General features: G+C 72.8%; 16 protein-coding genes. 7 read left to right on the top strand and 9 right to left on the bottom strand.

The annotated features are described in order from the left end of the window. The first annotated feature begins 104 nt into the window (after positions 1 to 104). Positions 105 to 788 carry a hypothetical protein gene (locus ACFWBD_RS38375; RefSeq protein ID WP_385677817.1) on the top strand — a complete coding sequence of 228 codons (684 nt, stop codon included), beginning with the start codon at positions 105 to 107 and terminating at the stop codon, positions 786 to 788. 27 nt (positions 789 to 815) lie between these two features. Here ACFWBD_RS38375 and ACFWBD_RS38370 read toward each other — a convergent pair whose 3' ends face one another. The 5 genes from ACFWBD_RS38370 to ACFWBD_RS38350 form a co-directional block, all read right to left on the bottom strand. Beyond that, complete coding sequence (locus ACFWBD_RS38370; protein WP_028807142.1) at positions 816 to 1,052, bottom strand: DUF6213 family protein; 237 nt, start codon at positions 1,050 to 1,052, stop codon at positions 816 to 818. A gap of 25 nt (positions 1,053 to 1,077) precedes the next feature. Then, entirely contained in the window at positions 1,078 to 2,463 is a 1,386-nt protein-coding gene (locus ACFWBD_RS38365; protein WP_385677814.1) for an NADP-dependent succinic semialdehyde dehydrogenase, read from the bottom strand. A gap of 76 nt (positions 2,464 to 2,539) precedes the next feature. Beyond that, entirely contained in the window at positions 2,540 to 3,013 is a 474-nt protein-coding gene (locus ACFWBD_RS38360; protein ID WP_385677811.1) for an NUDIX domain-containing protein, read from the bottom strand. Further along, on the bottom strand, positions 3,010 to 4,548 hold the full coding sequence (locus ACFWBD_RS38355; protein WP_385677808.1) for an ATP-dependent DNA ligase: 1,539 nt from the start codon (positions 4,546 to 4,548) through the stop codon (positions 3,010 to 3,012). Before ACFWBD_RS38355 ends, ACFWBD_RS38360 begins: the two co-directional genes overlap by 4 nt. A 143-nt stretch (positions 4,549 to 4,691) precedes the next feature. Continuing rightward, positions 4,692 to 5,657 carry an NAD(P)/FAD-dependent oxidoreductase gene (locus ACFWBD_RS38350; RefSeq protein WP_385677805.1) on the bottom strand — a complete coding sequence of 322 codons (966 nt, stop codon included), beginning with the start codon at positions 5,655 to 5,657 and terminating at the stop codon, positions 4,692 to 4,694. A gap of 70 nt (positions 5,658 to 5,727) precedes the next feature. On the opposite strand from ACFWBD_RS38350, the gene ACFWBD_RS38345 reads away from it, so the two are divergent. The 6 genes from ACFWBD_RS38345 (at position 5,728) to ACFWBD_RS38320 (ending at position 10,984) form a co-directional block, all read left to right on the top strand. Beyond that, on the top strand, positions 5,728 to 6,300 hold the full coding sequence (locus ACFWBD_RS38345; protein WP_385677802.1) for a helix-turn-helix domain-containing protein: 573 nt from the start codon (positions 5,728 to 5,730) through the stop codon (positions 6,298 to 6,300). A 112-nt stretch (positions 6,301 to 6,412) separates the two neighbouring features. Then, positions 6,413 to 7,384 carry an NADPH:quinone oxidoreductase family protein gene (locus ACFWBD_RS38340; RefSeq protein ID WP_385677799.1) on the top strand — a complete coding sequence of 324 codons (972 nt, stop codon included), beginning with the start codon at positions 6,413 to 6,415 and terminating at the stop codon, positions 7,382 to 7,384. Beyond that, complete coding sequence (locus ACFWBD_RS38335) at positions 7,381 to 8,562, top strand: acyl-CoA dehydrogenase family protein (RefSeq protein ID WP_385677796.1); 1,182 nt, start codon at positions 7,381 to 7,383, stop codon at positions 8,560 to 8,562. Before ACFWBD_RS38340 ends, ACFWBD_RS38335 begins: the two co-directional genes overlap by 4 nt. Next, positions 8,559 to 9,641 carry an acyl-CoA dehydrogenase family protein gene (locus ACFWBD_RS38330; protein ID WP_385677793.1) on the top strand — a complete coding sequence of 361 codons (1,083 nt, stop codon included), beginning with the start codon at positions 8,559 to 8,561 and terminating at the stop codon, positions 9,639 to 9,641. The genes ACFWBD_RS38335 and ACFWBD_RS38330 overlap by 4 nt, the downstream gene beginning before the upstream one ends. A 171-nt stretch (positions 9,642 to 9,812) precedes the next feature. Beyond that, complete coding sequence (locus ACFWBD_RS38325) at positions 9,813 to 10,673, top strand: phosphatidylinositol-specific phospholipase C/glycerophosphodiester phosphodiesterase family protein (RefSeq protein ID WP_385677790.1); 861 nt, start codon at positions 9,813 to 9,815, stop codon at positions 10,671 to 10,673. A gap of 116 nt (positions 10,674 to 10,789) precedes the next feature. Further along, the gene (locus ACFWBD_RS38320; RefSeq protein ID WP_385677787.1) at positions 10,790 to 10,984 is read left to right on the top strand and encodes a hypothetical protein; all 195 of its coding nucleotides are present in this window, start codon (positions 10,790 to 10,792) and stop codon (positions 10,982 to 10,984) included. A 32-nt stretch (positions 10,985 to 11,016) separates the two neighbouring features. On the opposite strand, the gene ACFWBD_RS38315 is transcribed toward ACFWBD_RS38320, so the two are convergent. The 4 genes from ACFWBD_RS38315 to ACFWBD_RS38300 form a co-directional block, all read right to left on the bottom strand. Then, on the bottom strand, positions 11,017 to 12,246 hold the full coding sequence (locus ACFWBD_RS38315) for a phosphodiester glycosidase family protein (protein WP_385677784.1): 1,230 nt from the start codon (positions 12,244 to 12,246) through the stop codon (positions 11,017 to 11,019). A 153-nt stretch (positions 12,247 to 12,399) separates the two neighbouring features. Beyond that, positions 12,400 to 12,942, bottom strand: coding sequence for a GNAT family N-acetyltransferase (locus ACFWBD_RS38310; protein ID WP_385677780.1), 543 nt, complete (start codon positions 12,940 to 12,942; stop codon positions 12,400 to 12,402). Then, entirely contained in the window at positions 12,932 to 14,134 is a 1,203-nt protein-coding gene (locus ACFWBD_RS38305; RefSeq protein WP_385677777.1) for an NUDIX domain-containing protein, read from the bottom strand. The genes ACFWBD_RS38310 and ACFWBD_RS38305 overlap by 11 nt, the downstream gene beginning before the upstream one ends. Positions 14,135 to 14,385: 251 nt before the next feature. Next, positions 14,386 to 14,835 carry a carboxymuconolactone decarboxylase family protein gene (locus ACFWBD_RS38300; protein ID WP_385677775.1) on the bottom strand — a complete coding sequence of 150 codons (450 nt, stop codon included), beginning with the start codon at positions 14,833 to 14,835 and terminating at the stop codon, positions 14,386 to 14,388. Positions 14,836 to 14,857 lie beyond the last annotated feature (22 nt).

The following is a 14,857-nucleotide window of genomic DNA, read 5'->3' as shown; positions in this document are numbered from 1 at the left end:
CCCGGGGAGGACCCCCGGGGGCCGGATCACGCCGTCCCAGGACTCCCCGTCCGACCTCCGACAAGAGATGATTTACTCTTCAACGGAACAGTCCTGGGGGGACCATGAGCAACGATTTCACGCCACCGCCGATGCCTGGCTACGGCCCGCCGTTCCCGCCTCCGCCGCCGCCCCTGCCGCCCGGGAGGGCCACCTCCACCACTGTCCTCGTCGCCGTGGCCGCGGCCGTGGTCGCCGCGGTCCTGGCGTCCGCCGTCACGGTGCTCGTCACCGGGGACGGTGACGAGGGTGCGGAGGCCGCGCCCACGGTCACCGTCACCGAGACGGAGTTCGCGGACGGCACCGATGCGGCCGCCGAGACGGACGCGGACGACGAACCCGCGGCCGAGGAGACGGAGGAAGGCGCCTACACGCTCTCGGACACGGTCGTCTACGAGAACAACGTCGAGATCAGCCTGTCGAAGTTCGCCCGGGGCGTCTCGCACGACTACGCGTCCCCCGAGAACACGCCCTACGTCAAGTTCACGATCAAGGTCGTCAACAGCTCGAAGAACACCTTCGACGCCACCAGCATGACCGTGAACTGCGCCCACGGCGACGAGGGCAAGGAGGGCGAGGCCATCTTCGACGACGGTCTCGACGGCACCCCCGACACCAGCATCCTGGCCGGTCGCTCCCTGTCGTTCTCCTGGGGATGCGAACTCCCCAAGAGCGCCAAGTACCTCCAGGTCGAGGTGGCTCCCGACTTCGACTCCGAGACGTCCATCTTCGCGGGCGACGTGAAGTAGCGCGCCGGGGCGCCCCTCAGGAGCCGCCTAGGGTGCGCCCCCGCTGCTGTGCGCGATGCACGCCACATCGATGCGGTCGGCCAGCTTCGCGAGTTCGATGGTCAACGCGGCGACGGTGTCCTCGTCCAGCCCGTCCGCCCCGGCCTCGACGAGATGCAGCCACCGACCGCCCAGCGTGCGGAGCAGCTTGCTCACGTCGGCCGCGGCCACCTGCAAGGTCCCGCGGTCATCGACGATCAGAGGCAGAGTCACTTCGCGGTTCACATCCGGGATCGTAGCCGCGCGGCGCTCACACACCGTGCCAAACCGTGGTGATGTTGCAGAACTCCCGGATTCCGTGCCCGGACAGCTCACGGCCGTACCCGGACCGCTTCACCCCGCCGAACGGGAACCCCGGATGGGACGCGGTCATCCCGTTGACGTACACCCCGCCGGCCTCCAGATCCCGCACGAAACGGTCGACCTCGGCCTCGTCCCGCGTCCACACGTTGGAACTCAGGCCGAACGGCGAGTCGTTGGCGATGAGCACCGCCTCGTCCAGGTCGGCCGCCCGGTACAGCGTCGCGACCGGCCCGAACGCCTCCTCGCGGTGGATGCGCATCTCGCGGGTGATCCCGGCGAGCACGGTCGGCGGGTAGTACCAGCCCGGCCCGTCGGGCCGTTCGCCTCCGCACAGCACGGCGGCGCCGTAGCGCCGCGCGTCGTCCACCAGCTCCTCGAGGTCCGACCGCCCCTGCTCGCTGGCCAGCGGCCCGACCTCCGTCTCCTCCTGCAGCGGGTCGCCGACCCTCAGCGCCGCCATGCCCGCGACGAACCGCTCGGTGAACGCGTCGTACACGTCCGTGTGAACGATGAACCGCTTGGCGGCGATGCACGACTGCCCGTTGTTCTGCACGCGGGCGGTCACCGCCACCTGTGCGGCCCGGTCGACGTCCGCCGAGGGCATGACCACGTACGGGTCGCTGCCGCCCAGCTCCAGCACCGTCTTCTTGACCATCGCCCCGGCGGTGGCGGCGACCGCCCGGCCGGCCGGCTCGCTCCCGGTCAGGGTCGCCGCCTTCACCCGCTCGTCGCGCAGGATCTCGTCGACCGCGCCCGAGCCGACGAGCAGCGTCTGGAAGCAGCCCTCGGTGAAGCCGGCCCGATGGAACAGGTCCTCCAGGTACAGGGCGGTCTGCGGGACGTTCGAGGCGTGCTTGAGCAGACCCACATTGCCCGCCATCAGCGCCGGCGCGGCGAACCGGACCACCTGCCACAGCGGGAAGTTCCACGGCATCACCGCGAGCACCGGGCCCAGCGGCCGGTAGCGGACCAGGGCGCGCGCGGCGCCGGAGTCCTTCACGTCGACGGCGGACGGCTCCTCGTCGGCGAGCAGTTCCGCCGCGTGCTCGGCGTACCAGCGCATCGCCCTGGCACACTTCGCGGCCTCCGCGCGCGCCTGCTTCACCGGCTTGCCCATCTCGGTGGTCATCACCCGGCCGATGTCCCCCTGGTCCTCCTCGAGGAGGTCGGCGGCCCGGCCGAGCAGGCGGGCGCGTTCGGGAAACGTCGTCGTCCGGTACGTACGGAACGTGGCCTCCGCGAGCTGGAGCCGGCGCTCCAGCTCCTCCTCGCCCATGGCCTCGTACGTCCGAAGCGTCTCGCCGTTCGCCGGGTTCACCGTCGCGATGGGCATGACCGACCTCCTGAAGAGCTGACTGTGCTTCGACCTTCCCGCGTCGGCCCCTGGGCCGCAACGCGTGCGCATCCGCTCAGGCCGAGTGCTCCGCCAGCCGGTCGAGAAACGCGGCCTGTGCCGTGACGATCAGCTCGCGGGCCCGGTCGAGTCCGAACCAGGCCACCCGGTCCAGCTCCGGGAACTCCCGGGTCCGGCCGGACCTCGGCGGCCACTCCATGGTGAACGTGCCTGGGGTGATCGCCGCCGGGTCGAGGTCCGCCTCGATCGCCCACGCGGTGACGATCTTGCCGTTCGTCTGCCGGACCTCGCCGAGGCCGATCGCCTCGCCGTCGGGCGGCGGCAGGCCCAGCTCCTCCCGGAACTCGCGGCGGGCCGCCTCCCAGGCCGCCTCGTCGGGCACGTACTCGCCCTTCGGGACGGTCCACGCCCCGGCGTCCTTCTTCGCGAAGTACGGACCGCCCATATGGCCCAGCAACACCTGCGGACCGTCGTCGGTGTGCCGGAACAACAGCAGGCCCGCGCTGCGCTTCGGCGTCGCGGGGGTCAAGGGCGCACCTCCGGGTGGGCGGCGAGCAGGGTCTCCACCGTGTCCGCCTCCTCCGGGCGCTTGTCCTCGCGGTAGCGCAGCACGCGGGCGAAGCGCAGCGTGACGCCGGCCGGGTAGCGGGTGGAGCGCTGAAGGCCGTCGTAGGCGATCTCCACGACGAGTTCGGGGCGTACGGTCACCACGTATCCGCTCTCGTCGACGGCCAGTTCCCTCAGGCGCTCCGTCTGCCAGGTGAGCAGGGCGTCGGTCAGGCCCTTGAAGGTCTTGCCGAGCATGGCGAAGCCGCCGTCCGCGGTGCGGGCGCCGAGGTGCAGGTTGGAGAGCTTGCCGGTGCGCCGCCCATGGCCCCACTCGGCGGCCAGCACCACCAGGTCGAGTGTGTGCACGGGTTTGACCTTCAGCCAGGACGCGCCTCGCCGGCCCGCGCTGTAGGGCGCGTCGAGGGCTTTCACCACGACTCCCTCGTGACCGCGCAGCAGGGTCTCCCTCGAGAACTCCTCCGCGGCTCCGACGTCCTCGGGGCCGGACACGACCGTGCGGCGCACCCGCATCGGCTCGGGCACCAGCCGGGCCAGCTCCGCGTGCCGTTCGGCGAACGGCAGGTCGAGCAGGTCCCGGCCGTCCACGGACAGCGCGTCGAAGAAGACCGGGGCGACGGGGACCGCCTCGGCGGCGGCCGCCACATCCACCCGGGAGCCGACCCGGCCGGCCGTCTCCTGGAAGGAGCGGGGGCGGCCCGTCTCGTCGAAGGCGATGACCTCGCCGTCCAGGATGAACCGCGATCCCGTCAACCGCCTTGCCGCGTCGCTCACTTCGGGCAGCCGGTCGGTGATGTCGTCGAGGGTGCGGGTGTAGAGGCGGACGTCGTCGCCGTCGCGGTGCACCTGGACGCGGATCCCGTCCAGCTTCTCCTCCACCGCGCAGACGCCGAGCTTGCCGACCGCCTCGGCCACGGCGGACGCGGTGTGCGCGAGCATCGGCAGGACCGGCCGGCCGACGGTGAGCCGGAACGCCTCCAGCGCCGCCGGTCCGTCCGCGAGCAGCGCCTGTGCCACCGTCCGCAGCGACCCGGCCAGCATCACCGCCCGGCGTACGTCCGTGGCGGGGGCCCCGGTCGCCTGCGCCAGGCCCTCCACGGCGATGGCGTCCAGCGCGCCCTGCCGGACCTCGCCGGTGATGAGGCCGAGCAGGAAGCGCTGTTCGTCCGCGGTGGCCGCGCCCATCAACTCCCCGACCAGACGCGTCCGTTCGGCCTGCGAGCCGGGCCCTGACAGCCGGCCGAGCTCGGTGAGCCGGGCGTCCACCTCCCGCACGGTGAGGGTCGGCCCGTCGGCCGGGGGGACCGTCCGGCTCAGCACCTTCCAGCCGATGCCCAGCCGTCCCTGGGGGAGCCGCCCGGCCAGATAGGGGATGACGACCGGCACGTCGTCAGCCTCCGCGTCCCGGAACAGTCCGGCGAGCAGGGCGATCTTGCGGGAGCGCGCCGAGGTGGCGGCGACCTCCCGGGACACGTCGGCGAGCCGGGTCAGCAGCATGCAGCCATGGTGCGGCGCGCTCCGCTGTTTTACACGCCGAGGAATGGGTTGCTCTTCGTCCGCGGGCGCGTTGTGGCTGGTCGCGCAGTTCCCCGCGCCCCTTGGGGGTGCTGCCGAACCGCAGCCTGATTCGTCTGGACCGCTCAGCCGGCGACGGCCGCGTCGAGGTCCGCCATGAGCAGCTCCCCGTTGATCGCCGCCCCGGCCCGGTAGCCACGGCTGGCCGCGTTCACGACCTGCTCGGCGAAGCCCGACGCGTTGCCGGCCGCCCACAGGCCGGGCACGCTCGTCAGGCCCCGTCCGTCGACCACGGGGTACGTCCCGAAGGGGGTCTCGCTCAGCTCCGCGCCCAGCCGGGCGAGCAGGTCCGTCCGCGGCACCGCCCGGGGCGCCACGAACACCACCTCGCGGTCGTGCACCTGTCCGTCCCGGAGCCGGACCCCGGTGAGCCGGTCCGCCTCGACGACCAGTCCGGCCACCTCGCCGGGGACGACGCGCACGCCGGCCGCGGCCAGCCTGCGCAGGTCCTCGTCGGCCGGTTCCGCCTCGGCGACCGTGTGCAGGAAGAGGGTCACGTCCTTCGACCACTGGGACACCATCAGCGCCTGGTGGACGCTCATCGGGGTGGTGGCGAGCACGCCGAAGGCCTGGTCGCGGACCTCCCAGCCGTGGCAGTAGGGGCAGTGGACCACGTCCCGGCCGAAGCGCTCGGCGAGGCCCGGGACGGGCGGCAGCTCGTCCTTCAGGCCGGTCGCGACGACGAGCTGCCGGGCCCGCACGGTCCGGCCTCCCCCGGAGGGGGTGCCCCCGGCGAGCCGTACGGCGAAGCCCTCGTCCCTGGTGGCGTCCACCACCCGGTCGCGGACCAGGTCCACGCCGTACCGCGCGATCTCCTCGCGTCCGACGGCGAGGAACTCGGCGGGTGACATGCCGTCCCGCGACAGATAGCCCTGCATGTGGGCGGCGGGCGCGTTGCGTGGCTCACCCGCGTCGACGACCAGTGTGCGGCGCCGGGCCCGGCCCAGGACCAGCGCGGCGGACAGGCCGGCGGCGCCCCCGCCGACGACGATCACTTCGTACTCCTCGGTCTTCTCGGTCACGGTGACCACCTCCGCGACCACGGTCGCCGGGCGCGCGCGGGATTGACAAACATATTTGCCGCTTCGGCAATATGGAGGCATGACGACCGATGAGGTACTCGCGGAGGTCGGACCGAGGCTGCGGCGGCTCCGCAAGGAGCGGGAGGTGACGCTCGCGGCCCTGTCCGAGTCGACCGGCATCTCCGTCAGCACTCTCTCGCGGCTGGAGTCCGGGCTGCGCAAGCCCAGCCTGGAGCTGCTGCTGCCGATCGCCCAGGCCCACCAGGTGCCGCTGGACGAGCTGGTCGGGGCGCCGCCGGTGGGGGATCCCCGGGTGCGGGCCGAGCCGATCGTGCGGCACGGGCGCACCTTCTGGCCGCTGTCCCGGCAGCCCGGCGGACTTCAGGCCTTCAAGGTGCTGGTGCCCCGGCGCGAGGAGGAGCCCGAGCTGCGCGTCCATGAGGGCTACGAATGGCTGTATGTGATGTCCGGGCGGCTGCGGGTGGTGCTGGGGGAGCACGACGTGGTGATGGCGGCGGGCGAGGCCGCGGAGTTCGACACGCGCGTGCCGCACTGGTTCGGGTCGACGGGGGAGGGGCCAGCCGAGTTCCTGAGCCTGTTCGGACCGCAGGGTGAGCGGATGCATGTTCGAGCGAGGCCTCGGAAGGGGTGACGGAGGCGACTCTTCGGCCGTCGCCTGTTCCCTCCAGGCAAGCGACCGCTTAGTATGCGAATCGACCCGGTCGGAACGCCGGTCGGACGACGCAGTCCCGTGGAGGCTCCGCATGCAGGCATGGCAGGTGCACGAGAACGGCGAGCCGAGCGAGGTGATGCGGCTCGAGGACGTGGAGCGGCCCACGCCCGGCGACGGCCAGGTCCTGCTCAGGGTGCGTGCCGCGAACATCAACTTCCCGGACGTGCTGATGGTCCGGGGGCACTACCAGGTGCGGCCCCCGCTGCCGTTCACACCGGGCGTGGAGATCTGCGGCGAGACCGAGGACGGCCGTCGTGTGATCGCCAACCCGGCGCTGCCGTACGGCGGTTTCGCCGAGTACGCCGTCGCCGACGCGGCCGCCCTGCTGCCCGCGCCCGAGTCGCTGGACGACGCCGAGGCCGCCGCGCTGCACGTCGGCTACCAGACGGGCTGGTTCGGTCTGCACCGCAGGGCGCATCTGGAGGCCGGCGAGACGCTGCTCGTCCACGCCGCCGCCGGAGGGGTCGGCAGCGCGGCCGTGCAGCTCGGGAAGGCGGCGGGCGCGACCGTCATCGGCGTCGTGGGCGGCGCCGAGAAGGCCGCAGTGGCCCGCGAGCTGGGCTGCGACGTGGTGATCGACCGGCGGGCCGAGGACGTCGTGGGGGCCGTGAAAGCGGCCACCGGCGGCCGGGGCGCCGACGTGATCTACGACCCCGTCGGCGGCGAGGCCTACACCCAGTCCGCGAAGGTCGTCGCCTTCGAGGGCCGGATCGTGGTCGTCGGCTTCGCGAGCGGGACCATCCCGAGTCCCGCGCTGAACCACGCCCTCGTCAAGAACTACTCGATCCTCGGCCTGCACTGGGGCCTGTACAACACCAAGAACCCGAAGCTGGTCCAGCACTGCCACGAGCAGCTCACCGAGCTGGCCGCCCGGGGCGCCATCCGGCCGCTGGTGAGTGAGCGCGTCCCGCTCGACGGGGCCGCGGCCGCCGTGCAGCGGGTCGGCGACGGCGTCACCACCGGCCGGGTCGCCGTCGTACCGCAGAACGGAGCCACCGCATGACCGACGCAGCCGAACTGAAGCGCCGCACAGCGGAGTTGCTGGCCGCGCACCCGCCCGCCGGCACCGATCCGACGGACTTCCTCAAGGCCCGCTTCGACGCGGGACTGGCCTGGGTCCACTACCCCGAGGGCCTCGGCGGATTGGGCGCGCCCCGCTCCCTGCAGGCCGTCGTCGACGCCGAGCTGGCGGCCGCAGGCGCCCCCGACAACGACCCGCGGCGCCTCGGCATCGGCCTCGGCATGGCCGCGCCGACGATCCTGCGCTACGGCACCGAGGAGCAGAAGCGGCGGTTCCTGCGGCCCCTGTGGGTGGGCGAGGAGGTCTGGTGCCAGCTGTTCAGCGAGCCCGGCGCCGGCTCCGACCTGGCCGCGCTCGGCACCCGCGCCGTCCGTGAGGGCGAGGGATGGGTGGTCAACGGACAGAAGGTGTGGACGTCCAGCGCCCATGTCGCCCGCTGGGCCATTCTCATCGCCCGCACCGACCCGGACCTGCCCAAGCACGCCGGCATCACCTACTTCGTCTGCGACATGACCGACCCCGGCGTCGAGGTCCGGCCGCTGCGTCAGGTCACCGGCGAGGCCGAGTTCAACGAGGTGTTCCTCACCGACGTCCGCATCCCCGACGCGCACCGCCTCGGTGACGTCGGCGACGGCTGGCGGGTCGCGCAGACCACCCTGATGAACGAGCGCGTGTCGATCGGCGGGATGCGGCTGCCCCGCGAGGGCGGCATGATCGGCCCGGTCTCGAAGACCTGGCGCGAGCGGCCCGAGCTGCGCACCCACGACCTGCACCAACGACTTCTGAAGCTCTGGGTCGAGGCCGAGGCCGCCCGTCTCACCGGCGAACGCCTGCGCCAGCAGCTCGTCGCCGGCCAGCCCGGCTACGAGGGCTCCGGCATGAAGCTGGCGTTCGCCCGGCTCAACCAGGAGATCAGCGGCCTGGAGGTCGAACTCCTCGGTGCGGAGGGCCTGTTGTACGACGACTGGACGATGCGCCGCCCGGAGCTGGTGGACTTCACCGGCCGGGACGCCGGATACCGCTACCTCCGCTCCAAGGGCAACAGCATCGAGGGCGGGACCAGCGAGGTCCTGCTGAACATCGTCGCCGAGCGCGTCCTGGGCCTCCCGTCCGAGCCGCGCACCGACAAGGACGTCGCCTGGAAGGACCTGGCCCGATGAGCGCACAGCCCGATCTTCTCTACTCCGAGGAGGAGGAGGCGCTGCGCGCCGCCGTCCGCGACCTGCTCGCCGACCACTGCGACGCGCCCGGGGTCATCGCGCGTACGGAGTCGGACGCGCCGCACGACCTCGCGGCCTGGAAGGCGCTCTCCGACGGCATGGGCCTCGCGGGCCTGCTGGTGCCCGAGGCGCTGGGCGGTCAGGGCGCCACTCATCGCGAAGTCGCCGTGGTACTGGAGGAGTTGGGGCGCTCCGTCGCCCCTGTGCCGTACCTGACCAGTGCCGTCGTCGCCACCGAGGCGCTGCTGGCCGTCGGGGACGAGGAACTGCTCGGCCGACTGGCGTCCGGGCGGACGATCGGCGCGCTGGCGGTCGGGCTGCACACCGCACCGGGGGCCGCCGTCCAGGCCGTCCACGTCGAAGGAGGGCTTCTCCACGGCGAGTTGTCCGGCATCGCGGACGCGGCCGTCGCCGACGTGCTGCTCGTGCCCGCGGACGACGGCGGCCTGTACGCGGTCGACGCGGCCGCCGTGACCGTCACCCCGCAGGTGTCCCTCGACCTCACCCGTCCGCTCGCCACGCTCACCCTCGCCGACGCTCCCGGCCGCCGCCTCGGCGACGCCGAATCCGCCGTCCACCGTGCTCTGCGGGCCGGCGCAGGACTGCTCGCCTCGGAGCAACTCGGGCTCGCCGACTGGGCGCTGACCGAGACCGTGCGCTATCTGAAGGAGCGCAAGCAGTTCAACCGGCCCGTCGGCGGCTTCCAGGCGATCAAGCACCGGCTGGCCCAGCTCTGGCTGGAGGTCGTCAACCTCCGGGCCGTCGCCCGGGGCGCGGCCGACACGCTGGCGAGCGGTGAGGACGTCGACATCGCGGTGGCCGTCGCCCAGGCCTACGCGGCCGGGGTCGCCGTGCACGCCGCCGAGGAGGCACTCCAGCTGCACGCGGGCATCGGCATGACGTGGGAGCACCCGATCCACCTGTACCTCAAGCGGGCCAAGGCCGACTCGATCGCCTACGGCAGCGCGGGCGCCCACCGGGCCGCCGTGGCCGAACTCGTCGATCTGCAAGCCCCCTGACCGTCACCCGGTGAAGCCCGCCCCACCTGGGGCGGGCTTTTTCGTGCCCCTGGCCGGAAGGAGTGAACAAGCGGCGGCGGTCCGGCCAACTCCTGCCATGTACGGGTTCGTTGCTGCCCGGGCAGCCTCATACTCCCTGTGGTCCCGACCCGCCCCACAGGGAGGAACGACATGTCCCTCGTCACCCGCCGCAGAGTACTCACCGGCCTCGGCGCCACCGTCGCGGCGGTGCTCGCCCCGCCCGCCGGCAGCGCGTTCGCCGACGGACACAAGCACGGCCCCCGCCCGCTGCGGCGCGCCCACGCCCACAACGACTACGAGCATCCCCGCCCCCTCCTCGACGCCCTCGGCCACCGCTTCGGCAGCGTCGAGGCCGACATCTTCCTCGTCGACGGGGAACTCCTCGTCGCCCACTCGGCGGACCAGCTCGACCCCGCCCGCACCCTGGAGTCGCTCTACCTCACCCCGCTCGCCGCCCGCGTGAAGGCCAACCACGGTTCGGTGTACCGGGGTTACCGGCAGCCCCTTCAGCTGCTCATCGACATCAAGACCGAGGGCTCCTCGACGTATCTCGCACTCGACCGGCAACTCAAGCGCCACAAGGGCCTGTTCACCACCTACGCGCACGGCCGCGTCCATCCCGGACCGGTGACCGCCGTCATCTCCGGCGACCGCGCGGCCCGGACGCCCATGGAGGCCCAGAGCGTCCGCCGGGCCTTCTACGACGGCCGACTGGCCGACCTCGGCACCTCCGGGTCCTCGTTCGCCTCGCTGATCAGCGACAACTGGACGCTCAACTTCACCTGGCTCGGCGTCGGGGCCTTCCCCGAGGCGGAACGGCAGAAGCTGCGGAGCATCGTCGGCACCGCCCACGCACGCGGTCAGCAGGTGCGGTTCTGGGCCACGCCGGATCTCGCGGGCCCCGCCCGGGACGCGCTGTGGGCCGAACTCCTCGCCGCCGACGTCGACTACCTCAACACGGACGACCTGGCGGGCCTGGAGGCGTTCCTCGACGCCCACCGGACGGCGTAGCGCATTCGCCTGACACCACTCGTTCGGCGGACAGGTCAGCCGCACGGACGAACCCTCTGTTACGCCACACTTGCGGCCGAACGCAGTGAAAACGGACGTGTCGGAGGAGGTTGACGGTGGCCATTTCGATTTCCGCGGTGCTGTTGCTGTTCGTCCTGATGGTGATCTTCACGCGCAACGGCGGACTGAAGGTCTCCCACGCGCTGGTCTGTCTGCTGCTCGGGTTCCTGCTGGCCGGCACCGGTATGGCACCCACCATCCACAGCGGCCTCACGGCGACGGCCGACATCGTCGGCAGCCTTCGACCGTGAGGCCGCTGCGGGGTCGCCCATGACCCGGGCGACTACTTGGTGAAGACCCCGATGCCGTTCGCCACGGGACGCTCGTACCCGTCGGACGGGTGGTTGCGGACCGTCACCTCGGCCGAGCCCGCGGGACGGGCCACCAGGGTCGACGAGCCGCCGCCGTCCAGGCTGAAGCCCTCGCTCGCGCCGAGGCTCTTCAGAGCGGCGGCGACCTCGGCGATCGTCAGGCCCCTGCGGTACGCGGTGGCACCGTCCAGCGCGAACAGGTACACCCGCTTCCCGCCGTTGCCGATGCCCACGGCCGTACGCACCGCCGAGACCGACCTGTCCAGACCGGACAGCGGCTGGGAGCCCGACAGGACCGGATAGCCGCCCACGGCGAAGCTGTACGCCGACCTCGACGCGGCCGTCAGCCCGTAGCGCACCGCCACCGCCTGGCCCTTGACGAGCGTCTTCAGGCGCGCCGCGCCCGCCTCCCGCCCGACGAGGACCGTGGTGCCGGCCGTGATGGTGCCGCTGCCGGGCGCGGTCGACGTCGACACCACCCGGCCCTTCTTCAGAGTCACCTCATAGGTGCTGGTGCTGCACGCCGCGGCCCGTTCGGTGTCCGTGCCGCAGGTGGCCCGCTTGCGTGAGACGCTGCCCCAGTCCGAGGTGTACGCGCCGATGGAGTTCTCCGCCAGCGCGTACTGGTTGACGCCGCCCAGCGGCAGTCGCCGCCCCAGGACGCTGACCGTTCCGTCGAGGGACAGGCTGTCCACCCGGGCCTTGCCGTCGGTGCCGACACCGACCACGGCCCTGGTGTTCGTGCCCGGCGGCAGCGCGGGCCCGAACCGCTGCCCGTTCGGGACCGCGCCCTTGAGCGCCTTCCCGTTCACGACCGCCGGCCCCACGCTCGCCCCGGTCGCCGCGACGCCCGGGTGCTGCGTCTCGCTGATGTTGAAGAAGTCGCCGTTGATGCCGGCGACGGCCTTCTGGCTGTTCGCCAGCGAGGAGACGGCCGCGCGGGACGCGACCGCTCCCGGGTACAACAGCCCCAGGCGTACATGGGTGTTGGTGAGATCGACGCTGAGCACATGCACGTGCGTCGTCCCGGCGGCCCCCGCCAGGTCGTACTGCCGGTACGTCACACCCGCCGCCACGGTGGTCCAGGTCGCGGCGTCGGCCGGGGCCGCCCCCGCGAGCGCCGCCCCCGCCATGGTGCCGAGCGTGACGAGCAGCGTCACGGACTTCTTACGCACCCCGGACCGCTTCTGATGTCGTGTCACAGACCCCCCTGGGTAGTTCGGGCCGCAACTTTCTCATGACCTGAGGGAACTCCCGCCAGGGGGGTGAGCGGGAAGACCACGAGAACGGGTGAGGAAAGGCATGATTCCGGGTGGCTCGCACCGCCGTTCGGCCGCGCCGTCCCGCTCCCTGTGCTACTCCGTCGCCCGAGCGGTCGTGCTCCGGGCCGCGTAGCAGCGCAGGGACACCGTCCGGGCCGGTCCCCACCGCTGGTCGGCGGTGCCGAGGAGCCGCCGGCCGAGCCGCTCGTAGAACGACGCCGCGGGGTCGGTGGCGACCACGTCCAGGACCGGGTGAAGGTCCCGGGCGCGTGCCGCCCCGACCGCCCGTGCCAGGAGAGCCGCGCCGACGCCGTGACCGCGGGCCTCGGGTGCGACGTACAGCCGGCTGATCACCGCGGGCGCCGTCCGGCCGTCCCACAGGTTCGCCGCCACGTCCTCCTTCTCGGCTCCGCACAGACCGACATGTCCGACGACCCGTCCGTCCAGCTCGGCCACCCACGCGGCGAGCAGGGCGCCCGGTGTCAGCCATGGGGCGGGCCGGTCGGGCCGGTCGACCGGACAGCCGCTGTGCGCGTGCACCGGCGCGAGCACGGCGACGCAGCCGTCCAGGTCGGCCGGGAGCCGGGGCCGGACACGGGGGTGGCCGGAGGGTGATCCGGCGGGGTCAGTCGTCATCGCCGCCCACCTGGCCGTCGTACGCGGCGAACGGGGTGAAGTGGGCCGGCGCGTGGTCGATCGGGAGGTCGGGGCGCCAGACGGTGAGGGACTGGGCGCTGCACACGAACAGGGACGGCGGCAGGTGGTCCAGGGAGTACCAGCGCCAGTCGCCGACGCTCTCCCCAAGCTGGTCGGCGGGTTCGCCCTCCCAGTCGGTGACGACGGCGCCGACGGTCATCCGCACGACACCCTCGACCCGGTCGAGCAGGGTGCCCAGCAGGCGTACCCGCGACGGGTCCGCCCGCAGCCCGGTCTCCTCGCGCAGCTCCCGCACGACCGTCTCCTGGAGTGACTCCCCGGGTTCGACCGTGCCCCCGGGCAGCTCCCAGGTGCCCCGCCGGTGACGGCCGAGGAGCAGTCCCCGGGGCCCGTACAGGATGGCTCCGACGCCGATTGCCGCATGCGCGACGGGAGGCAGGCCGGTGCGGGGGCGGGCGGAGACGCGCAACGGGCGCCGGGCCCGGAAGACCCGGTAGGCGGCGGGGTTGGCGGGGTCCGGCGACGTCACCGGCACCACGTCCTCCACCAGCAGCCCGTGTGCGGTGAGCAGATCCTCCCAGCTCTCGGTGGTGGGCACCCACATCCGGACCGTCGTCTCGCCGCCGCCCGCGAACCGCAGGGTCTCCGGCCGTGCCACCAGCTCCGAAGTGGGGCCGTCGCCCCGGGAGTTGGTGTGCAGCACGGAGAAGCACAGCGTTCCACCGGGAGCGAGCGCGGTCGCCAGGGCGGGAAACAGCCGCCGTGGGTCGATGAACGGGACGGCGTTGACGGCGTAGATCACGTCGTAAGGCCGCGCGGTGCGCAGGTGCTCGACGGCGTCGGCGTGGAGCAGACGCAGTCCGGGCAGGGAGCCGTACCGGTCGCGGGCCCGCTCGATCTGGCCGGGCGCGAGATCGACCGCGTCGACGGTGGCCCCGTACGCGCGGACGAGCCGGGCGGCGTGCCGGGCCGGGCCACAGCCCAGGTCCAGGACACGCCGGCCCGCCAGCTCCCCGAGGAACGCCTCGTCCGGACCCGCGTCCGGGAACCCCCAGTCGATCCGCTCCGCCTCCGCGAGGGCCGTGCCCCGCCGCAGATGGTGCGTGGCGTAGGCCTGCCAGGCGTCGGCGTTGACGGACTCCGGGCCGTCGGGGGCGAGGGGACGGGGCATGGGCGGTCCTCCACGGGTCGGCTGGTCGGTGCTCGTCGGGCCAGTCGATTCTTACCGGCCCCGGCACCGGGCAACCGGCCTCGGCGCATGGTGCGTTGCGGGCAGATGCGTCGGCGCACCGTGCACCCGTGCACCCGTGCACCCGGGTACGGGCATGGCCGAACAGGTGGACGCGGCCGGCGAGGCGGAACGCGTCGGCGGCCCCGCATCGAGACTCCGGCCCGCCGGAGGCCGGCGGGGGCGGCCGGTGCTCAGTGGACCGGGTGCTTGCTCAGGATGGACACCCGGTTGAAGGCGTTGATGGTGACCGCCACCCAGATCACCGCCGAGATCTGGTCCTCGGTGAGGACCTCCAGGGCGTCGGCGTACGCGGCCTCCTGTGCCGCGGCGTCGGACGGCACGGTGGTCGCCTCGGCCAGCGCCAGGGCGGCACGCTCCAGGGGGCTGAAGAGATCGGTGTCCCGCCAGGCCGCGAGGACGCCCAGCCGCCGGGTGTCCTCGCCCGCGCGCAGGGCGGCCCTGGTGTGCAGGTCGAGGCAGAACGCGCAGCCGTTGAGCTGCGAGACGCGCAGATCGATCAGTTCCACGACGGTGCGCTCCAGGCCGGCGTCGGCGGCGGTGGCCCGCACGGCCTCGGACGTCTGGACCAGCGCGTGGTACGCCTTGGGGCTCTGCTTGTCTATGAAGATCCGTCGAGTCATAGTTGAAGATCAAACCATTCAT

Source organism: Streptomyces sp. NPDC060002, from assembly GCF_042737245.1.
In the GTDB taxonomy this organism is placed as follows: Bacteria; Actinomycetota; Actinomycetes; order Streptomycetales; family Streptomycetaceae; genus Streptomyces.
Note: the sequence above shows the minus strand (reverse complement) of the source record. Positions and strands in the feature narration are given on the sequence as shown.